We start from the raw sequence: 16,285 nt of genomic DNA, 5'->3' as shown, positions 1-16,285 counted from the left end.
CATCAGGCGATTTCAGCGAAGCACTCTTCGATGATAGCCAGGCCTTTGTCCAGCAGAGCGTCTTCGGCGGTCAGCGGAACCAGGATACGCAGGACGTTGCCGTAGGTGCCGCAGGACAGCAGGATCAGGCCCTTCTCGCGCGCCTTGGCGACAACCTGGCCAACGGCAGCAGCGTTCGGGGTGTGAGTGCCTTTCTCGAAGACTTCGACAGCGATCATCGAGCCCAGACCGCGGACGTCGCCGATGATCGGGTACTTCTTCTGGATTTCGCGCAGGCCAGCGGTCAGGCGCTCACCCACAGCTTTGCTGCGGTCCAGCAGTTTCTCTTCTTCGAACACTTCGATCACGGCCAGGGCCGCGGCGCAAGCGATCGGCGAACCGGCGTAGGTGCCGCCCAGGCCGCCAGGAGCGATGGCGTCCATGTACTCGGCCTTGCCGCACACACCGGCCAGCGGGAAGCCGCCAGCGATGGATTTGGCGAAGGTGGTCAGGTCAGGCGCAACGCCCATCTGTTCCATGGCGAAGAAGGTGCCGGTACGGCCAGCGCCGGTCTGTACTTCGTCGGCGATCAGCAGGATGCCGTGCTGGTCGCACAGGGCGCGCAGGCGCTTCATCAGCTCTTTCGGCGCTGGCAGGAAGCCGCCTTCGCCTTGTACCGGCTCGAGGATGATCGCGGCGATGTCGCGCGGCTCGGCGTCGTTCTTGAAGATGCGCTCGACCGAGGCGATGGCGTCGTCAACGCTGATGCCGTGCAGTTCGCTCGGGAACAGGGCGCGGAAGATGCCACCTGGCATCAGGCCCATACCAGCGGAGTACGGCACGACCTTGCCGGTCAGGCCCAGGGTCATCATGGTACGGCCGTGGTAGCCGCCGGTGAAGGCGATGACGCCAGCGCGGCCAGTGGCGGCACGGGCGATCTTGACGGCGTTTTCAACGGCTTCGGAGCCGGTGGTGACCAGCAGGGTCTTCTTGTCGAAGTCGCCTGGGACCAGCTTGTTGATCTTTTCGCACAGCTCTACATAAGGTTCGTAGGCCAGCACCTGGAAGCAGGTGTGGCTGACCTTGGTCAGCTGCTCTTGCACGGCCGCAACCACTTTCGGGTGCAGGTGGCCGGTGTTCAGTACTGCGATGCCGCCGGCGAAGTCGATCAGTTCGCGGCCTTCAACGTCGATCACGGTCGAGTTCTTCGCGGTATCGACGAAGATCGGGTGGATCTGGCCAACGCCACGTGGGACGGCGGCGACACGACGTTGCATCAAGGATTCGTTGGTCTTGCTCATAATGCCCTCATTGCGCCGGTCTGGAGTGGCGCTTTTATTCGGGGGTGGCTGGGAGTGCTCGCGAACAGTATTCGTTGATCGACTGCCGTGAACGCCCTGGCCACCAGGTACTGCGATGTAAAAAAGGCCAGCGAGACGTCGCTCTCGCGCCCCGCTGGCAGAGGTAAAGCCGTTACCGTGCTATCAGACGCTGATGCACAGGTATTTGATTTCGAGGTAGTCCTCGATACCGTACTTGGAACCTTCGCGGCCCAGGCCCGAAGCCTTGATGCCACCGAACGGTGCCACTTCGTTGGAGATCAGGCCGGTGTTGATACCTACCATGCCGTATTCCAGGGCTTCGGCAACACGGAACACACGGCTCATGTCGCGGGCGTAGAAGTACGAGGCCAGGCCGAACTCGGTGTCGTTGGACATGGCGATGACTTCGGCCTCGTCCTTGAAGCGGAACAGCGGCGCCAGCGGGCCGAAGGTCTCTTCCTTGGCGACGGCAGCGGTCTTCGGTACGTCGACCAGAATGGTCGGCTCGAAGAAGTTGCCTTCGATGATCTTGCCACCGGACAGTACCTTGGCGCCTTTGCCAACGGCGTCTTCGATATGTTCCTGGACCTTGGCGACAGCCTTGCCGTCGATCAGCGGGCCAGTGGTGGTGCCTTCTTCCAGGCCGTTACCGATCTTCAGCTTGGCAACCGCGGCGGCCAGCTTCTGGGCGAACGCGTCGTAGACGCCGTCCTGCACGTAGATACGGTTGGCGCAGACGCAGGTCTGGCCGTTGTTGCGGTACTTGGAGATGATCGCGCCCTCGACCGCCTTGTCCAGGTCGGCGTCGTCGAACACGATGAACGGGGCGTTGCCACCCAGCTCCAGGGAAACCTTCTTGATGTCTTTGGCGCATTCTTCCATCAGCTGGCGACCGATTTCGGTCGAGCCGGTGAAGGACAGCTTGCGGACCAGGGAGTTGCCGGTCAGTTCACCGCCAACTTCGCCAGCGCTGCCGGTAACCACGCTCAGCACGCCAGCCGGGATGCCGGCACGGTGGGCCAGCTCGACCAGGGCCAGGGCGGAGTACGGGGTCTGCGAGGCAGGCTTGAGCACCATGGTGCAGCCAGCGGCCAGGGCCGGGCCGGCTTTGCGGGTGATCATGGCGGCCGGGAAGTTCCACGGGGTGATAGCCGCGGTAACGCCGATTGGCTGCTTGATGACGATCAGGCGCTTGTCTGGCTGGTGGCCCGGGATGGTGTCACCGTAGACGCGCTTGGCTTCTTCGGCGAACCACTCGATGAACGAGGCAGCGTAGGCGATTTCGCCCTTGGCTTCGGCCAGCGGCTTGCCTTGTTCGGTGGTCATCAGGCGAGCCAGGTCGTCCTGGTTCTCGATCATCAGTTCGAACCAGCGACGCAGCTTGGCCGAACGCTCCTTGGCGGTCAGGGCACGCCAGGCCGGCAGGGCCTTGTCGGCGGCTTCGATGGCGCGGCGGGTTTCCGCGGTGCCCATCTTCGGCACGGTACCGATGACTTCACCAGTGGCCGGGTTGGTGACCTTGATGGTCTGGCCGTTGTCCGCATCCAGCCACTCACCATTGATGTAGGCTTGCTGGCGGAACAACTGAGCGTCTTTGAGCTGCATGTCGGCTTCCCGAATTGTTGATTGTTGAAAAGCGCCCAAGGCAGGGCATCGAGCGTTTGAAATCTCAAACGAATGCTAAGCGGCTGCTGGGGTGTTGGACAATAGGCTGTTCGAAAAAAAGAACGAATGGTTGAACACCCTGGCGGAAATTTCATCATTTGCATAATGGCAACGGGCCTCTTCGCGGGCACGCCCGCTCCCACAGGTACTCCACCGGTTTCGAACTCGGTGCAGTACCTGTGGGAGCGGGCGTGCCCGCGAAGAGGCCAGTACAGGTTAGACGAACGAGCTGAAGGAAATGTGATGGGAGGACCGACGGCCCTCCCGGAAGGGATGGGTCAGAAGGCCTTGGCTAGGTCGATCACCAGGGCCCGGTAACCCACGCTGCCCGGCTGCCGGCTGTGCACCTTCAGCTCCACCAGCACCTCCTGGGTCCCGCGCCGTACCTCGTTGAGCACGGTGGTGGTCAGTTTCTCCGGGGTCAGGAAGTTCACCGACGCCGAGTAGATGAACTGGGTGTCGGTCTCCGGCCGGTAGGCCACCACCGAGGTCACCGGGCTGTACCACTCGTCACCGCGCTCCTTGCCATATTCCCACACCTGTTCGACCGTGCCCTTGGCCTCGTCGATGCGGTACTCCACCGCCCGGCTGTAGTTGCCGGTCAGCCTGGTCGGCGCAAAGTCGCGGCCCCAGCCGTTGTCGAACACGGTCAGTGTGCCTTTTCCGGTCAGCCAGGCGGTGTGCTGGGTCCAGGACCAGTCGAAGCCTTCGCTCGCCACCGGCTTCAGCACTTTCTCGCGCAGACGCTCAGGCCAGCCTTGGGGCGAGGCGAGAATCCACTTCACCTGCTTGTCGCGGCCGATCTTCACCACGCCCTGGTGCCGTGCTGAAACGATGATGCTGTCGTCATCGGCGTCGTAGTCGATGGCATTGACGTGCGCCCAGTTACGCCCGGTGCCCACCCCCGGGGTGTCACCAAAGGGCAGGTCACCCTCGGCCAGTTCGTTGGCCAGCCGCTCGTCCTGTTTCTGCACCCCGGCCGGCAACTGGATGGCTGCCTTGCCCAGGGTTTCAAGCAGGTCGCCACGGTACGGGTCGAGGATCTGGTTGAGGTCCCAGAAGTCCAGCACATCACCGGCCTCGTCGACCTCGATGATGTGGTCGCGGATCGAGCGCACGCGCTTGCCATCGGGCCGGCGATAGTCGCTGGTGCCCACCCGCAGCAGGTAGGTGCCATTGGCGGTCTCGCGGATTTCATGGGAGAAGTCGGCAAACTTGTCGGGCAGGCTGCGCTGCCAGATACGCCGGCCCAGCAGGTCGTACTTGGAGTAGGTCTGGCCCTGGCCCCAGATCAGCTTGCCGTCGCGGGTCTGCTGGAAGCCCATGGTGCCGCCCAGGCCATCGCGGCGGTTGGAGTCGTGGATCTGCTCGATGTCCAGGTACCAGCGCACGTCGCCATTGCTGTCGGCGATCCAGTTGTTGCCCACCTGGTCCCATTCCGCCGCACCGCCGAGGGCATTCCACTTGAAGGCGCGCCCGCCCGGGATGTCCCCCTGCAGATGGTTGAACAGGTACAGGCGCTTTTCAAAACCTGGCGCTACTTTGACCGGCTGCACTTCAGGCAAGGCAGCGGTCTGCCTGGCCACCACAGGCAGGCGCACGGCCGGGGCGTAGATCTGATACTGCTCGCGGATGCGCTCGCCGTCGAGCTTGTAGGTCACTTCCACCTGGTTGACGTGATCCGGGTACAGGCCGAATACCGGGATGCCGCCATAGGTCCACAACGAACGGTCGGACACCTCGTAGGCGATGTCCACACCGCGCTCGCCCCGCCCCAGCACGCGCACGTGCGCGGCACTCAGGCTGCGCCCACCGTCGCGAATGATCGCGGTCAGCGGCGCCAGGCGATACGGGTTGACCACCACGTCGCCGAGCAGCGCCTCGTCACGCTCGGGAACCTTGGCGGTCAGGCAGGCGCCTTCAGGCAATGCAGGGGTTTCGGTCTTGGCATTCATGGCATAGCTCCTTGTGCTCAGAAGTCGTAACGGGCGGTGGCGCCGAAAGTGCGCGGGGTACCGAGCACGCCGGCATAGCCACCGTTGGCGGAGTTCCACAGGCTGGTGAAGTAGGTCTTGTCACCGGCGTTCTTCACCCACAGCGACAGGTCGACCACGCCGTCGCCCTGGTCCAGGCGCACACCGGCGGAAAGGTTGACCAGCGCGTAGCTGGGGATCTGGCCGAAATCGGAATCGTCGATGGTGCCCACCGCCTTGGAGCGGAAGGCGTAGCTGGCGGTGACGTAGGGTTCGATGTGCTCGCTGGCCTGCCACTTGTACTGGGTGTTGAGGTTGGCGATGTACTTGGAGGCGCCGACCACCTGGTGGCCGGACAAATCGCAGGTGGCAGTGGCATTGGCCAGGCTCACTTCCGGCGGGCATGGGGCGTCCTTGTACTCGGTGTAGCGCACGTCGTTCCACGAGCCGTTGAAGTTGACCGTGAGGCCGCGCAGCGGCAGTGCCGTGGCTTCGAACTCCAGGCCACGCGAGCGCACGCGGCCGGCGTTGGCCAAGTACTGCACGCGGTTGATCTGGTCGTAGACGTTGGCCTGGTAGCCATGCACTTCGGCCCAGAACAGGTTGGTATTGAGTTGCAGGCGGTCGTCGAACAGCGAGCTTTTCAAGCCGAGTTCGGCGTTGTTGACCCGCTCGGTGCCGACCAGCAGCGAATCGGTGCCCAGCCGTGGCGCAGCGCCAACGGTAAGGTTGATACCGCCAGACTTCTCGCCGTGGGTCAGGGTGGCGTAGCCCAGCAATTGCTCGTTGAAGCGGTAGCTCAGGCCCAGCAGGCCAGAGGGGCTGAAGCTGTACTGGTTGAGGTCGCCTGAATCGTAGGCGCCTACCCGGCCCTGGCGTGCTGCTGCGGCGGCCCCGGTTACTGCCGCACCGCCGGTTGGTGCATCGCGGGTCACCCAGGCGCTCTTTTCTTCATAGGTGCCTCGAACGCCGGCGGTGAAGTCCAGGCGGTCGGTGATGTGCCAGGTGCCCTGGGCGAACAGCGCGTAGCTGTCCGTGTCGATGTGCCCGTTGCCAATGGTGTCGACGTTGGCCAGGGCGCCGGCCGGGGTGAGGTTCCAGATGTCCGCCTGCGGCCCGTAGAAAGTGAAGGATTTGTTGTCCAGGTCCTGCTTGAAGTAGTACGCGCCCAGCACGTAGTCGAAGGCACCACCGGTGGGCGAAGCCAGGCGGATTTCCTGCGAGTACTGCTTGTCGCGCACCGACACCCCGGCGCTGTAGAACACCGGCACGTTGAGGCCGTCGTCGTTGCGCGGGGTGAAGTCCCACCAGCGGTAGGCGGTGATCGAGGTCAGGGTGAAGTCGTTGGGCAGGGTCCAGTTGGCCTCCACCGAGGTACCGCCCTGGAACACCGTCACCTGCTGGTCGGCGTCGAAGTTCACCTTGCGGTGCTTGCCCGACACCAACGTCGCGCCGGCCTGGGCGGCCAGGCTTTCGTAGCGGTTGACGCCATTGATGGTAGGGCCGGTGCTGTACAGGCTGAGGATGCCGTTGTCGGAGTCTTCTTCGTTGTATTCGCCGATCCAGCGCAGGTTGAAGGTTTCGCTCGGTTTGAACAGCAGCTGGGTACGAAAACCTTGGCGCTTGCCGCCGTTGAGGTCGTCGCCGTTGTGGATGTTCTTCACATAGCCGTCGTCTTCGGTGCGATAGGCGCTGATGCGCCCGGCCAGTGTGTCGCTGATCGGCCCCGAGAAGCTGCCTTGGGTTTGCAGGTAGCCGTCTTCACCAAACGACTGCTGGATGCTGCCCTCGCGGTGGAAGGTGGGCTTGCGCGTGGTGATGTTGAGCACGCCGGCGGTGGTGTTCTTGCCGAACAGCGTACCTTGCGGGCCGCGCAGCACCTCCAGTTGCTCCACATCCAGCAGGTCGAACACCGCCATGCCGGGGCGGCCGAGGTAGACGTTGTCCAGGTAGATGCCGACGCTGCCTTCCAGGCCATCACTGGCGGGGTTGTTGCCCAGGCCACGGATCGAAATGCTCGACTGGCGGGCATGAACGTAGGCGACGTTGGTGCTGGGTACCAGTTGCTGCAGGTCTTGCACGCGGTAGATGCGTTGGCTTTCCAGGGTTTCGCTGTCGAGCACGCTGATCGGCGTGGGCACGCTTTGCGCGGTTTCTTCGCGGCGGCGGGCATTGACCGTGACAGTGCCGAGCTTGGCTTCCTGCTCCACCGCCGGGGTGGCAGTGACCGGTTCTTCGGCGAAGCTGGCAGAGGACGCCGCCAGCAGCACGCCGGCAGCCAAGGGTTGCAAGGTGAAACGCGACGCGCGCGCAGGCCAACGGGAAACTCCGGACATGCAAATGCTCCTTGAGGCATGGGCCCTGGCGAGCATTTCCGTTGGCGGAACCGAATCGCGGTCAGTCGGGCTTATATTCTTTTAGGCGATATAAATATTTGTAAATCATATTTTGTGGAATAAGTGACTCCCTTTATAAGGGGGCTAACCCTTGTCAGCAATTGCATTCGACCGAAAGTTTCAATGTAAAAAATGCATATCGATCTCCGTCAGCTGCGCCACTACATTGCCCTTGTCGAGCACCGCAGCTTCGTTGCTGCGGCGGCTGCGGTGAACCTGTCGCAATCAGCGTTCAGCCGCAGCATCCAGACCCTCGAGCACAACATCGGCTGCCGCCTGGTGGACCGCGCCAGCAAGGAGCTGGCGCCGACTCGCCAGGGCCTGCTGGTGCTGGAGCATTCGCGGCGGTTGGTGCATGGGGCGCACAACCTGGTCAACGAGATCCACCAGTTCAACGGTGCCACTACCGGCGTGGTGCGCTTCGGCTCCGGCCCGGCGCCGGCAGGGGGTTTGGTACCGCGGGCGGTGGCACGCTTCGTCGCCGAATACCCCGCGGCGCGTACCTGCTTCCAGGTGGATAACTGGCAGGCGCTGAACCGCAAGCTGGTTGCCGAGGAGATCGAGTTCTTCGTCGCTGACACCCGCCAGTTCGAGTCCGACCCGGACTACCAGGTGCACAAGCTGACGCCGCAGCGCTGGCATTTCTGCTGCCGCGTCGGGCACCCGTTGACCGAGCGCGAGAGCGTGCGGGCGCGTGACCTGTTCGACTACCCCCTGGCCACCACCTTCCGCCCGCCGAACATCCGCAAGATCCTCAGCGACCTCAGCGGGCGGCAGGATTTTCTGCCGACGGTGGAGTGCGAGCATGGCTATGCACTGCTGAATGTGGTGATGCATTCCGACACCATCGGCATTGCCTGCAATGCCAACTTGCGGCCGTATCAGCGTGACGGGGGATTGGTGGCATTGCAGCTGGCCGACCTGACGGTGGAGCAGGAAGAAGCGTTCTATACCCGTTATGGGGTGGTGAGCCGGGTGGGGTATGGGCTATCGCCGTTGGCTCAGGGGCTGGTCAGGCAGTTGATTGCCTGCGATACCGAGTTGTAGCTGGCGGGGGCTTTGCCCCCGTTTCGCGACACAAGGCCGCTCCTACAAGGGTATGCGATCGCCTGTAGGAGCGGCCTTGTGTCGCGAAAGGGCCGCCAAGCGGCCCCGGCGATATCAGCCTTTACGCGTAGTGCGGCTGAGTTGCCCATCCACCCCGACCGGCACCTCACCCGCCAGGGTCACCCGCCGCACCACCCGCGGTTGGGTCCCGTAATCATCCACCGCATAATGCTGCGTCGCGCGGTTATCCCAGATGGCCACGTCCCCCGCCTGCCAGCGCCAGCGAACAGTGTTCTCCAGGCGCGTCACATGCCCTTGCAGCACCGCGAACAGGTGTTGCGAATCCGCCAGCGAATAACCTTTGATGCGCTTCACGAAATGCCCCAGCTGCAGCACCCGCTCGCCACTGATCGGGTGCACGCGCACCACCGGGTGCTCGGTCTCGTACACCGTGGAGGTGAACACTTTGCGATAGCGCTCCAGCTTGGCCGGGTCCACATCGGGCTTCACGCTGGCGTAGTCGTATTCGTTGCTGTGCACCGCCCATAGCTTGTCGGCCAGCTCGCGCAGCGGCTCGGGCAGCTCCTGGTAGGCCGTGGCGGTGTTGGCCCACACGGTGTCACCACCGGATGCCGGCGCCACCACGCTGCGCAGGATCGAGGCCTTGGGGTAGGCGTCGACGAAGGTCACGTCGGTGTGCCAGGAGTTGGCCCGCTGGCCTTCGGCACCATCGAGCTGCAACAGGTAGCTGGTGCCATCCACCACCGGCACGGTGGGGTGGGCGACCGGCTCGCCGAGCAACTTGGCGAAGGCTTCCTGGCTTTGGTCATCCAGGTGGGTCTGGCCACGGAAGAAGATCACCTTGTGCTTCACCAGCGCGGCCTGGATGGCGTCGAGGGTGGCGGCATCAAGGTCGGCGGACAATTGCACCCCGCGAATTTCGGCACCGATGCGGCCGGCAACCGGGTGGATGTCGAGTTCGAGGGTTTGTGGCGCGGTGGCCAGGGCGGCGTTGCTCATGGTCGTGTCCTTGCGGTCATTGTCGGGTTATCGGGATTCAGCGGGCGGCCTGCACGGCCTGCTTCTGTTGCAGGGCGGCATCGAGGAAGCGTGGTTCGATCCAGTCGGCCACCTGGAAGCCACGACGGATCAGGCGCTCCTTGGTGGCCAGGTCCACGCCCTGTTGCAGCTGGCCGACGAATTCGGCGTCCAGCCGTGGATCGAAGTAATGGGCCAGGTCTTCCTTGGCCAGGTCGTCGTTGAGGATGCTGCGCGGCCAATTGGCATTGCTGGCCACCAGCTCGACATAGGCCTCGCGGTTGTGTTCGTCGCGCAGCCAGGCGCTGGCCTGTTGCTGGGCATTGACCAGGCGCTGCACCAGCTCGGGGTATTTGCGGATGAAATCGCCAGTGCCCAGCAGTACCGCCTGGGTACTGCCGGCACCTTCCAGGTCACGCGAGTTGACCGGTAGCTCGACCAGCCCGCGCTCGCGCAGCGACAGCAGGTTGGACAGGCCCCAGGTGGCGTCGATCTGCTTGGCGGCCAGTGCGGCATTGGCGGCGTTGAAGTCCAGGTTGATCACCTTCAGCTCGCGCTCGCTAAGCCCCTGGCTGGCCAGGGCGCTGGCGAACGACAGCTGGTTGGCGGTGCCACGGAACACCGCCACGCGCTTGCCTTTGAGGTCGTGCAGGGTCTTGATGCCGGAACCGGGCACCACGCCCAGGTAGCTCTTCACCCCACGTACCCCCGCCGACAGCACGCGGGTGTCCAGGCCATTGGCCTTGCCGACGATGGCGGCCAGGTCGCCGAGGTAGGCGAAATCGGCCTGGCCGTTGGCCAGCGCTTCGTTCACCACCGGCCCGGCGCCCTTGAAGAAGTGCCAGTCGATGCGAATGTTGTCCTTGGCGAATTCCTTCTCCAGCAGTTGCTGGTCACGCAGCACGTCGACCACGCCACCGGCGCTGGGCTTGCTGCCCGCGCTGAGGTCGGGCACGGCGATGCGGATGCTTGCTGGCTTGGCCGGTTCAGCTGCGTGGGCGCTGAGGGTGAAGGCCAGCCCAAGGGCGGTGATCAGGTGGCGCAGCGGGGTTTTCATGGCAAGGCTCCTTGGCAGGCTGCCACCGGCGATGGCCGGCGCTTTGGCCAGAAGCTAGGCAGGTCTGGTTAGAACCTACAAAGATCAAAACTTCATTCTTCAGTAACTGAAAGGCATAAATCAGGCGGCATGCGGGCCTGCGGCTGGCTTGCGGAAAACGCATGGAAAATATGAGGAAAACGCAACGGCGAGGGGCTTCCGTATGCATGAAGCGCATGCTCTTATCTCTTGAAAGTCATTTTTTAGAATTTTTAATTCCATAAATGAATAATCTAACAACGCTTCGAGAGATGGCCGATGAATGGAGTTCTGAGCAGGAATCGGAGGTGGCTCCGGGGGCCGCTGTGCGGCCCTATCGCGACACAAGGCCGCTCCTACAAAGGCCTCGCATACCTGGTGCCTGCAGCAATTGCCGTGCTGTGGGTAGTGGCCAGCCGGGAGCACTGGATGAGCGAGCAGATCCTGCCGGCGCCAGCATTGGTGTGGCAGAGCGCGGTGGAGTTTGGCTCCGGCGAGCTGTGGGGGCACCTGGGGATAAGCTTGCAGCGGTTGTTCTGGGGGCTGGCGGTCGGCATCGGCAGCGGGTTGCTGCTGGGGGTCTGGCTGGGTGCTTCGCGGCGGGCGCAGACGCTGGTGCTGCCGACCTTCGTGGCGCTGGCACAGATTCCTACCCTGGCCTGGATCCCGTTGTTCATGCTGTTCTTCGGGATCGGCGAGTTGCTCAAGCTGGTGGTGCTGGTGAAAGCCGTGGTGGTCCCCGTTACCTTGCACACGCTGGTCGGTGTACGTGATGCCCAGCCCAAGCTGCGAGAGGCCGCTGCAGTGCTGCGCCTGCCTCGCCATCTAATGTTCCTGCGCCTGCTGCTTCCGGCTGCCCTGCCCGCCTTCCTCACCGGCGTACGCCTGGCCCTGGCCACCGGCTGGACCTCGCTACTGGCGGTCGAACTGCTGGCCTCCAGCGAAGGGATTGGCTACCTGATGGTGTGGGGACGGCAGCTGTTCATGCTCGACCTGGTGCTGCTGTGCATCCTGGTGATCGGCCTGGTCGGCGCACTGCTGGAGCGCGGCTTCTCGGCCCTGGAAAAGCGCCTGCTGTACTGGCCGCAAGCGGCCACAGGGGAGCAGCACCGTGGCCCCGTGCCGCGGGGTTGGCAAAGCCTGCTGCTGCCACTGGCACTGTTGGCCCTGTGGCAGGCCAGCAGCAGCTTTGGCTGGGTCGACAGCAACATCCTGACCTCGCCACTTGAAGTGTTGCGCACCCTGCTGACCGGCCTGGCCGATGGTTCGCTGCCGCAAGCCTTGCTGCTGAGCCTGCAGCGCGCTTTGGCCGGCTTGCTGCTGGGCGGTAGCGCTGGCCTGCTGGTCGGTTTGCTGTTGGGGCTTTCGGCCAATGCCGAAGGTATCTTCGGGCCCAGCCTGTCGGCCTTGCGTCAGGTGGCGTTGTTTGCCTGGGTGCCGCTGCTCACAGCCTGGTTCGGCCTGGGTGAAGGGGCCAAGCAGGTATTCGTCGGCATGGCTGCGTTCTTCCCGTTGCTGATCGCCACCCAGCGCGGTATCGCCAGCCTCTCGCCGCAGCTGGGTGAAGCCGCGCGCACCCTGCGCCTGAACCTGTGGCAACGCCTGCGCCTGCTGGTGCTGCCCGGCGCAGCCCCGGCCATTTTTGCCGGCCTGCGCCTGTCGCTGATCTACGCCTGGCTGGGCACCATCGGTGCCGAATACTTCATGCCCTCGGACGGTGGCATCGCCAGCCTGATGATCGGCGCCCAGCAACTGTTCCGCATGGACCAGGTAATGGCCGCCATGCTGCTGATCGGCCTGGTAGGCGCCCTGCTCGGCACCCTTGGACAACGCCTCGAATCGCGCGCCACGCGCTGGAGAACCGCATGAACGCCTTCAATACCTCGCACCTGCACGCGGCCAACCAGCCCGACGTCACCCCGCCCCTGGTCAGCTTCGAGGGGGTCGGCAAAGTGTTCAGCGTCGATGGCCAGCCGCTGGAAGCCATCCGCAACTTCAACCTGTCGATCAACCAGGGTGAGTTCATCGCCATCGTTGGTGCTTCCGGCTGTGGCAAATCCACCCTGCTGCGCCTGCTGGTAGGGCTGGATACCGACTACAGCGGCAACATCCGTGTGGACGGCCACACTGTCAGCGGCATTGGTAGCGAACGCGGCATCGTGTTTCAGGAACACCGGCTGTTCCCCTGGCTGAGCGTGGAACAGAACATTGCCCTGGGCCTGGTCAACGAGCCGCTCACCCAGGGTGAGCGCGCGCGGCGGGTACACGAATTCGTGCAACTGGTGGGGCTGGTCGGCTTCGAGTCGGCCTACCCACACCAGCTGTCCGGCGGCATGGCGCAGCGCGTGGCGATCGCCCGAGGCCTGGTAGCCAGCCCGCGTATCCTGCTGCTCGACGAACCGTTCGGCGCGCTGGATGCGCTGACCCGCCAGCAACTGCAGGACGAGCTGCTGGCCATTCGCGAACGTGCCGGCATCACCACGCTGCTGGTCACCCATGACGCCGAGGAGGCCACCTACCTGGCCGACCGGGTGGTGGTTCTGGAGCCGCGCCCGGGGCGGATCAAGTCGGTGGTGGAGATCGACCTGCCACACCCACGGTTGCGTACGGGCGTGGCACTTCACGAGCTGCGGGAGAAGGTGCTGCACCAGATCACCGGGGATGGCGGCTACCTGACGCCGCCGGTGCGCCGGGTCGAAGGGCTGAGGCCGGAGCTGATTGCGCTCTGAGCCTGTGGGAACGGGCCCGTACTCATAGAAATGCCCATGACTCACTGAATTAGCAGGGCCCCTGTGGGAGCGGCTTTAGCCGCGAACACCGGCGCAGCCGGTGCCATGCACCGAGTTGGATTCTTCGCGGCTAAAGCCGCTCCCACAGGGTACGCGGACCGCTTGCGAATTCAGGTCTCACCGGGCACTGAGGTCACGCAGGTAAGCCCAAGGGTAGATACCCCGCTCATGCCCATCGCTGAACACCAGCTGCACGCCATATCCTTGCGGCTCGATTTGCACCACGCGCACGTCATCGCGAACCAGGCTGATGCTCCCCTGCAGCCGTGCCGCTCGGCATTGTGAACAGGGGCAAGCACCGCGCAGGCGGGCATGGCTGAGGCTGTGTTCGCCGTCTTGCCATTGCAGCACCAGTTGCCCGGGCCCGCGCATGTTGCGAATAGCTTGCGGGGCGTTCATCAGGAGGCCCCGCGCAGTTGCGCCATGGCGATCCGCACAGCCTTGCGCACCTCGGGGTCGCTATCGGCCTCGGCGGCCTGCAGCACCGGCAAGGCACGCGCCTGGCCCAGCTCACCCAGGGCCAGAGCCGCCTCCTTGCGCAGGTTGGCAATGCCGTGGCCGAGCAACTCGCCAAGCGCGTCCAGGGCCGCAACATGACGCAGCCGCCCCAGGGACCGCGCCGCACGCAGACGGACTTGCCAGAAGTCATCGGCAAGGGCATTTACCAGTGCCGGGCCTGCTGGGGCCAGGCCCACCTTGCCTAGCGTGGTGGCGGCTTCTTCGCGCACTTGCCAGGCCTTGTCAGCCAATGCAGCCACCAATGCTGGCACCACCGCGCTGTCGCGGGCGAGGCCCAGCGCACCAATGGCCGCGCGGCGCACCTCGGTGTCCGGCTCGTCTGCGGCAAGCTTTGCCAATGCTGGCAATGCCGGCTGGTGCTTGAGCCAGCCAAGAATACCCACTGCCTCACGCCGGACCGCGGCGTCGCCATCGGCCAGGGCCAGCAGTGCAGGCTCTGCAGCATCCTCCAGGCGCAGCTCGCGCAAGGCACGCAGGGCGCTGGCACGGACGAAGGCATCGGCATGCTTGACCCATGGCAGGATCAGCTGACCGGTTTCAAGGCTCTTGAGTTCGCTGAGGCTCTGGGCGGCAGCCAGCCGTACCGGCTCGGCAGCATCGGCCAGCGCAGCGCACAGGGCCTGCACAACTTCGGGTTCTTCCCAGGCCTCGAGCAGGCGCGCGGCCTCGGCACGCACCTCGTCGGCGGCATCCACCAGCAGTGCATCGGTTAGCCATGGCAAGCCATCCGGGTCTTCCAGGTCGGCCAGTTCGATCAGGGCGATGCGGCGCACGCCTGCATCAGCGGCACCAAGGCGAGGCAGAAGAGCAAGGATGTCGGGGTTGTCAGTCGTTCGTTCAGTCATAGCGCGATCCGTAGCGGTGGGTGCTCAGTGTCCGGCAGGCCCAGCGGGGTCAGGCGCGGAAGTTCGCGGCCTTCCTCGTGACGGAGCAAGGCCAGACAGTGACGCTTGAGGTGAGTGAATTCAGGGCTGGTCAGCAGGCTGGCGCGGCGTGGGCGCGGAAACTCCAGGTGCAGGTCTTCGATAAAGCGGCCAGGTCGCGGGCTCATCACCAGGATACGGTCGGCCAGGAACAGCGCCTCGTCGATATCGTGGGTGACGAACACCACGGTAGTGCGGATGCTTGCCCAGATATCCAGCAACAGCTCTTGCATGCGTGCACGGGTTTGCGCATCCAGGGCACCGAAGGGTTCGTCCATCAGCAAAAGGCGCGGGCGGTTGATCAGCACACGGGCAATCTCGGCCCGTTGCTGCATGCCGCCGGACAACTGACTGGGCCAGCGCCCGGCAAAGTCGGCCAGCCCCACCAGTTGCAGCATTTCACGAGCCTGCCGGCGACGTTCGGCGCGGCCCTGGCCCTGCATCTTCAGGCCGAAGGCCACGTTGTCGAGCACGCTACGCCAAGGCAGCAAGGTGTGGTGCTGAAACACCATGCCACGCTGCGGTGACGGCCCGGCAACGGTCTGGCCATCCACGCTCAACTGGCCGCTGCTGGGCACCAGGTGCCCGGCCAGGGCGCCAAGCAACGTCGACTTGCCACAACCGGAGGGGCCAAGGATGCAGACGAACTCGCCTGGCTCTACGGCAAAGTCCAGACGCTGCACCGCCTCGAATGCTTCGCTGCCGTGCCCCAGTCGAATCGACAGGCCACGCCCGTCGATACGCCCTGGTGCTGGTTGATAACTGTTCATCAACTGGCCCTCCGCGTGCGGTACCAAGGCGTGGCCAACTCCCCAAGGCGCTTGACCAGGGCGCTGCTGCCCATGCCCAGCACGCCGATCAGCAGCATGCCGACGATGATGTCCGGGTAGTTTTGCAAGGTGTACGACTCCCAGGTGTAGTAGCCGATACCGAACTGTCCGGAAATCATCTCGGCGGTGACCAGGCAGAACCATGAAGTCCCCATGCCGATGGCCAGGCCAGTGACGATGCTTGGCAGCGCTCCAGGCAACACCACTTCGCGCAGGATCGACCAACGCTCTGCACCGAGGCTGCGCGCCGACGCCACCAGGCGCGGGTCGATGGCCTCGACGCCGTGCACGGTGTTCAGCAGGATCGGGAACAGCGCACCAGTGAACGTTATGAACACCATCGACAGTTCCGACGATGGGAACATCAGGATCGCCAGCGGGATCCACGCCACCGCAGGAATCGGCCGCAGCACTTCGAGTGGCGGCAGCAGGGTGTCCTCGGCCCATTTCGAGCGGCCGATCAACAACCCCAGGGCCACGCCAATCAGCGCCGCGGCGCCATAACCGGCAAAAACCCGCGACAGGCTGCTGCCCAGGTGCGCCAGCAGGGTGCTGGAGGTCAGCAACTGCCAGGCAGCTTCCAGTACCGCCTTCGGTGTGGGGACATAGGTGAACGTCAGCAGCCCGAGGTCCAGCTTCACGCTCGCCGCGACCTGCCAGAACAGCAGGCAGGCCAGCAGCGAAGCCAGGCGCACCGGCCAGCGCTTGAGGTTGCAGGTCATGTCGGTG

General features: G+C 64.4%; 13 protein-coding genes. 3 read left to right on the top strand and 10 right to left on the bottom strand.

Translation table 11 applies throughout. The features are described from left to right. Window positions 1-2: 2 nt before the first annotated feature. The 4 genes from gabT to ABNP31_RS01015 all read right to left on the bottom strand — a co-directional run bounded on the left by gabT (window position 3) and on the right by ABNP31_RS01015 (window position 7,311). On the bottom strand, window positions 3-1,280 hold the full coding sequence (gene gabT, locus ABNP31_RS01030; protein ID WP_003255866.1) for a 4-aminobutyrate--2-oxoglutarate transaminase: 1,278 nt from the start codon (window positions 1,278-1,280) through the stop codon (window positions 3-5). 183 nt (window positions 1,281-1,463) lie between these two features. Next, complete coding sequence (gabD, locus tag ABNP31_RS01025; protein ID WP_015268576.1) at window positions 1,464-2,906, bottom strand: NADP-dependent succinate-semialdehyde dehydrogenase; 1,443 nt, start codon at window positions 2,904-2,906, stop codon at window positions 1,464-1,466. A gap of 338 nt (window positions 2,907-3,244) precedes the next feature. Continuing rightward, a complete protein-coding gene (locus ABNP31_RS01020; RefSeq protein ID WP_085618370.1) occupies window positions 3,245-4,921 on the bottom strand; it encodes an aryl-sulfate sulfotransferase in 1,677 nt (558 codons plus the stop codon). Window positions 4,922-4,938: 17 nt separating this feature from the next. Continuing rightward, window positions 4,939-7,311, bottom strand: coding sequence for a TonB-dependent receptor (locus ABNP31_RS01015; RefSeq protein WP_433916052.1), 2,373 nt, complete (start codon window positions 7,309-7,311; stop codon window positions 4,939-4,941). 156 nt (window positions 7,312-7,467) lie between these two features. Between ABNP31_RS01015 and ABNP31_RS01010 the strand changes: the two genes are divergently transcribed. Further along, window positions 7,468-8,382 carry a LysR family transcriptional regulator gene (locus tag ABNP31_RS01010; RefSeq protein ID WP_075044302.1) on the top strand — a complete coding sequence of 305 codons (915 nt, stop codon included), beginning with the start codon at window positions 7,468-7,470 and terminating at the stop codon, window positions 8,380-8,382. 114 nt (window positions 8,383-8,496) lie between these two features. Here ABNP31_RS01010 and ABNP31_RS01005 read toward each other — a convergent pair whose 3' ends face one another. Both ABNP31_RS01005 and ABNP31_RS01000 read right to left on the bottom strand, forming a co-directional pair. Then, window positions 8,497-9,402 (bottom strand): TauD/TfdA dioxygenase family protein, encoded by a 906-nt coding sequence (locus ABNP31_RS01005; protein ID WP_025337303.1) that lies wholly within the window; start codon window positions 9,400-9,402, stop codon window positions 8,497-8,499. 37 nt (window positions 9,403-9,439) lie between these two features. Next, complete coding sequence (locus ABNP31_RS01000; RefSeq protein WP_350012911.1) at window positions 9,440-10,477, bottom strand: ABC transporter substrate-binding protein; 1,038 nt, start codon at window positions 10,475-10,477, stop codon at window positions 9,440-9,442. A 297-nt stretch (window positions 10,478-10,774) separates the two neighbouring features. On the opposite strand from ABNP31_RS01000, the gene ABNP31_RS00995 reads away from it, so the two are divergent. Both ABNP31_RS00995 and ABNP31_RS00990 read left to right on the top strand, forming a co-directional pair. After that, window positions 10,775-12,364: an ABC transporter permease gene (locus ABNP31_RS00995; protein WP_256578981.1), complete on the top strand. Its 1,590-nt coding sequence runs from the start codon at window positions 10,775-10,777 to the stop codon at window positions 12,362-12,364. Continuing rightward, window positions 12,361-13,224: an ABC transporter ATP-binding protein gene (locus ABNP31_RS00990; protein WP_025337300.1), complete on the top strand. Its 864-nt coding sequence runs from the start codon at window positions 12,361-12,363 to the stop codon at window positions 13,222-13,224. The genes ABNP31_RS00995 and ABNP31_RS00990 overlap by 4 nt, the downstream gene beginning before the upstream one ends. Before the next feature lie 177 nt (window positions 13,225-13,401). On the opposite strand, the gene ABNP31_RS00985 is transcribed toward ABNP31_RS00990, so the two are convergent. From ABNP31_RS00985 to ABNP31_RS00970, 4 genes are read right to left on the bottom strand one after another with little or no spacing between them, the layout of a single operon-like run. Continuing rightward, complete coding sequence (locus ABNP31_RS00985) at window positions 13,402-13,683, bottom strand: DUF971 domain-containing protein (protein WP_025337299.1); 282 nt, start codon at window positions 13,681-13,683, stop codon at window positions 13,402-13,404. Next, window positions 13,683-14,648 carry a HEAT repeat domain-containing protein gene (locus ABNP31_RS00980; protein ID WP_350012910.1) on the bottom strand — a complete coding sequence of 322 codons (966 nt, stop codon included), beginning with the start codon at window positions 14,646-14,648 and terminating at the stop codon, window positions 13,683-13,685. Before ABNP31_RS00980 ends, ABNP31_RS00985 begins: the two co-directional genes overlap by 1 nt. After that, entirely contained in the window at window positions 14,645-15,496 is an 852-nt protein-coding gene (locus ABNP31_RS00975) for an ABC transporter ATP-binding protein (protein ID WP_015268566.1), read from the bottom strand. Before ABNP31_RS00975 ends, ABNP31_RS00980 begins: the two co-directional genes overlap by 4 nt. Continuing rightward, entirely contained in the window at window positions 15,496-16,278 is a 783-nt protein-coding gene (locus ABNP31_RS00970) for an ABC transporter permease (RefSeq protein WP_015268565.1), read from the bottom strand. The genes ABNP31_RS00975 and ABNP31_RS00970 overlap by 1 nt, the downstream gene beginning before the upstream one ends. Window positions 16,279-16,285: the final 7 nt, after the last annotated feature.

The sequence above is a fragment of the Pseudomonas asiatica genome (assembly GCF_040214835.1).
GTDB classification, from domain to species: domain Bacteria; phylum Pseudomonadota; class Gammaproteobacteria; order Pseudomonadales; family Pseudomonadaceae; genus Aquipseudomonas; species Aquipseudomonas putida_Z.
The sequence above is the reverse complement of the archived record's forward strand: the minus strand, read 5'-3'. Positions and strand labels throughout refer to the sequence as shown.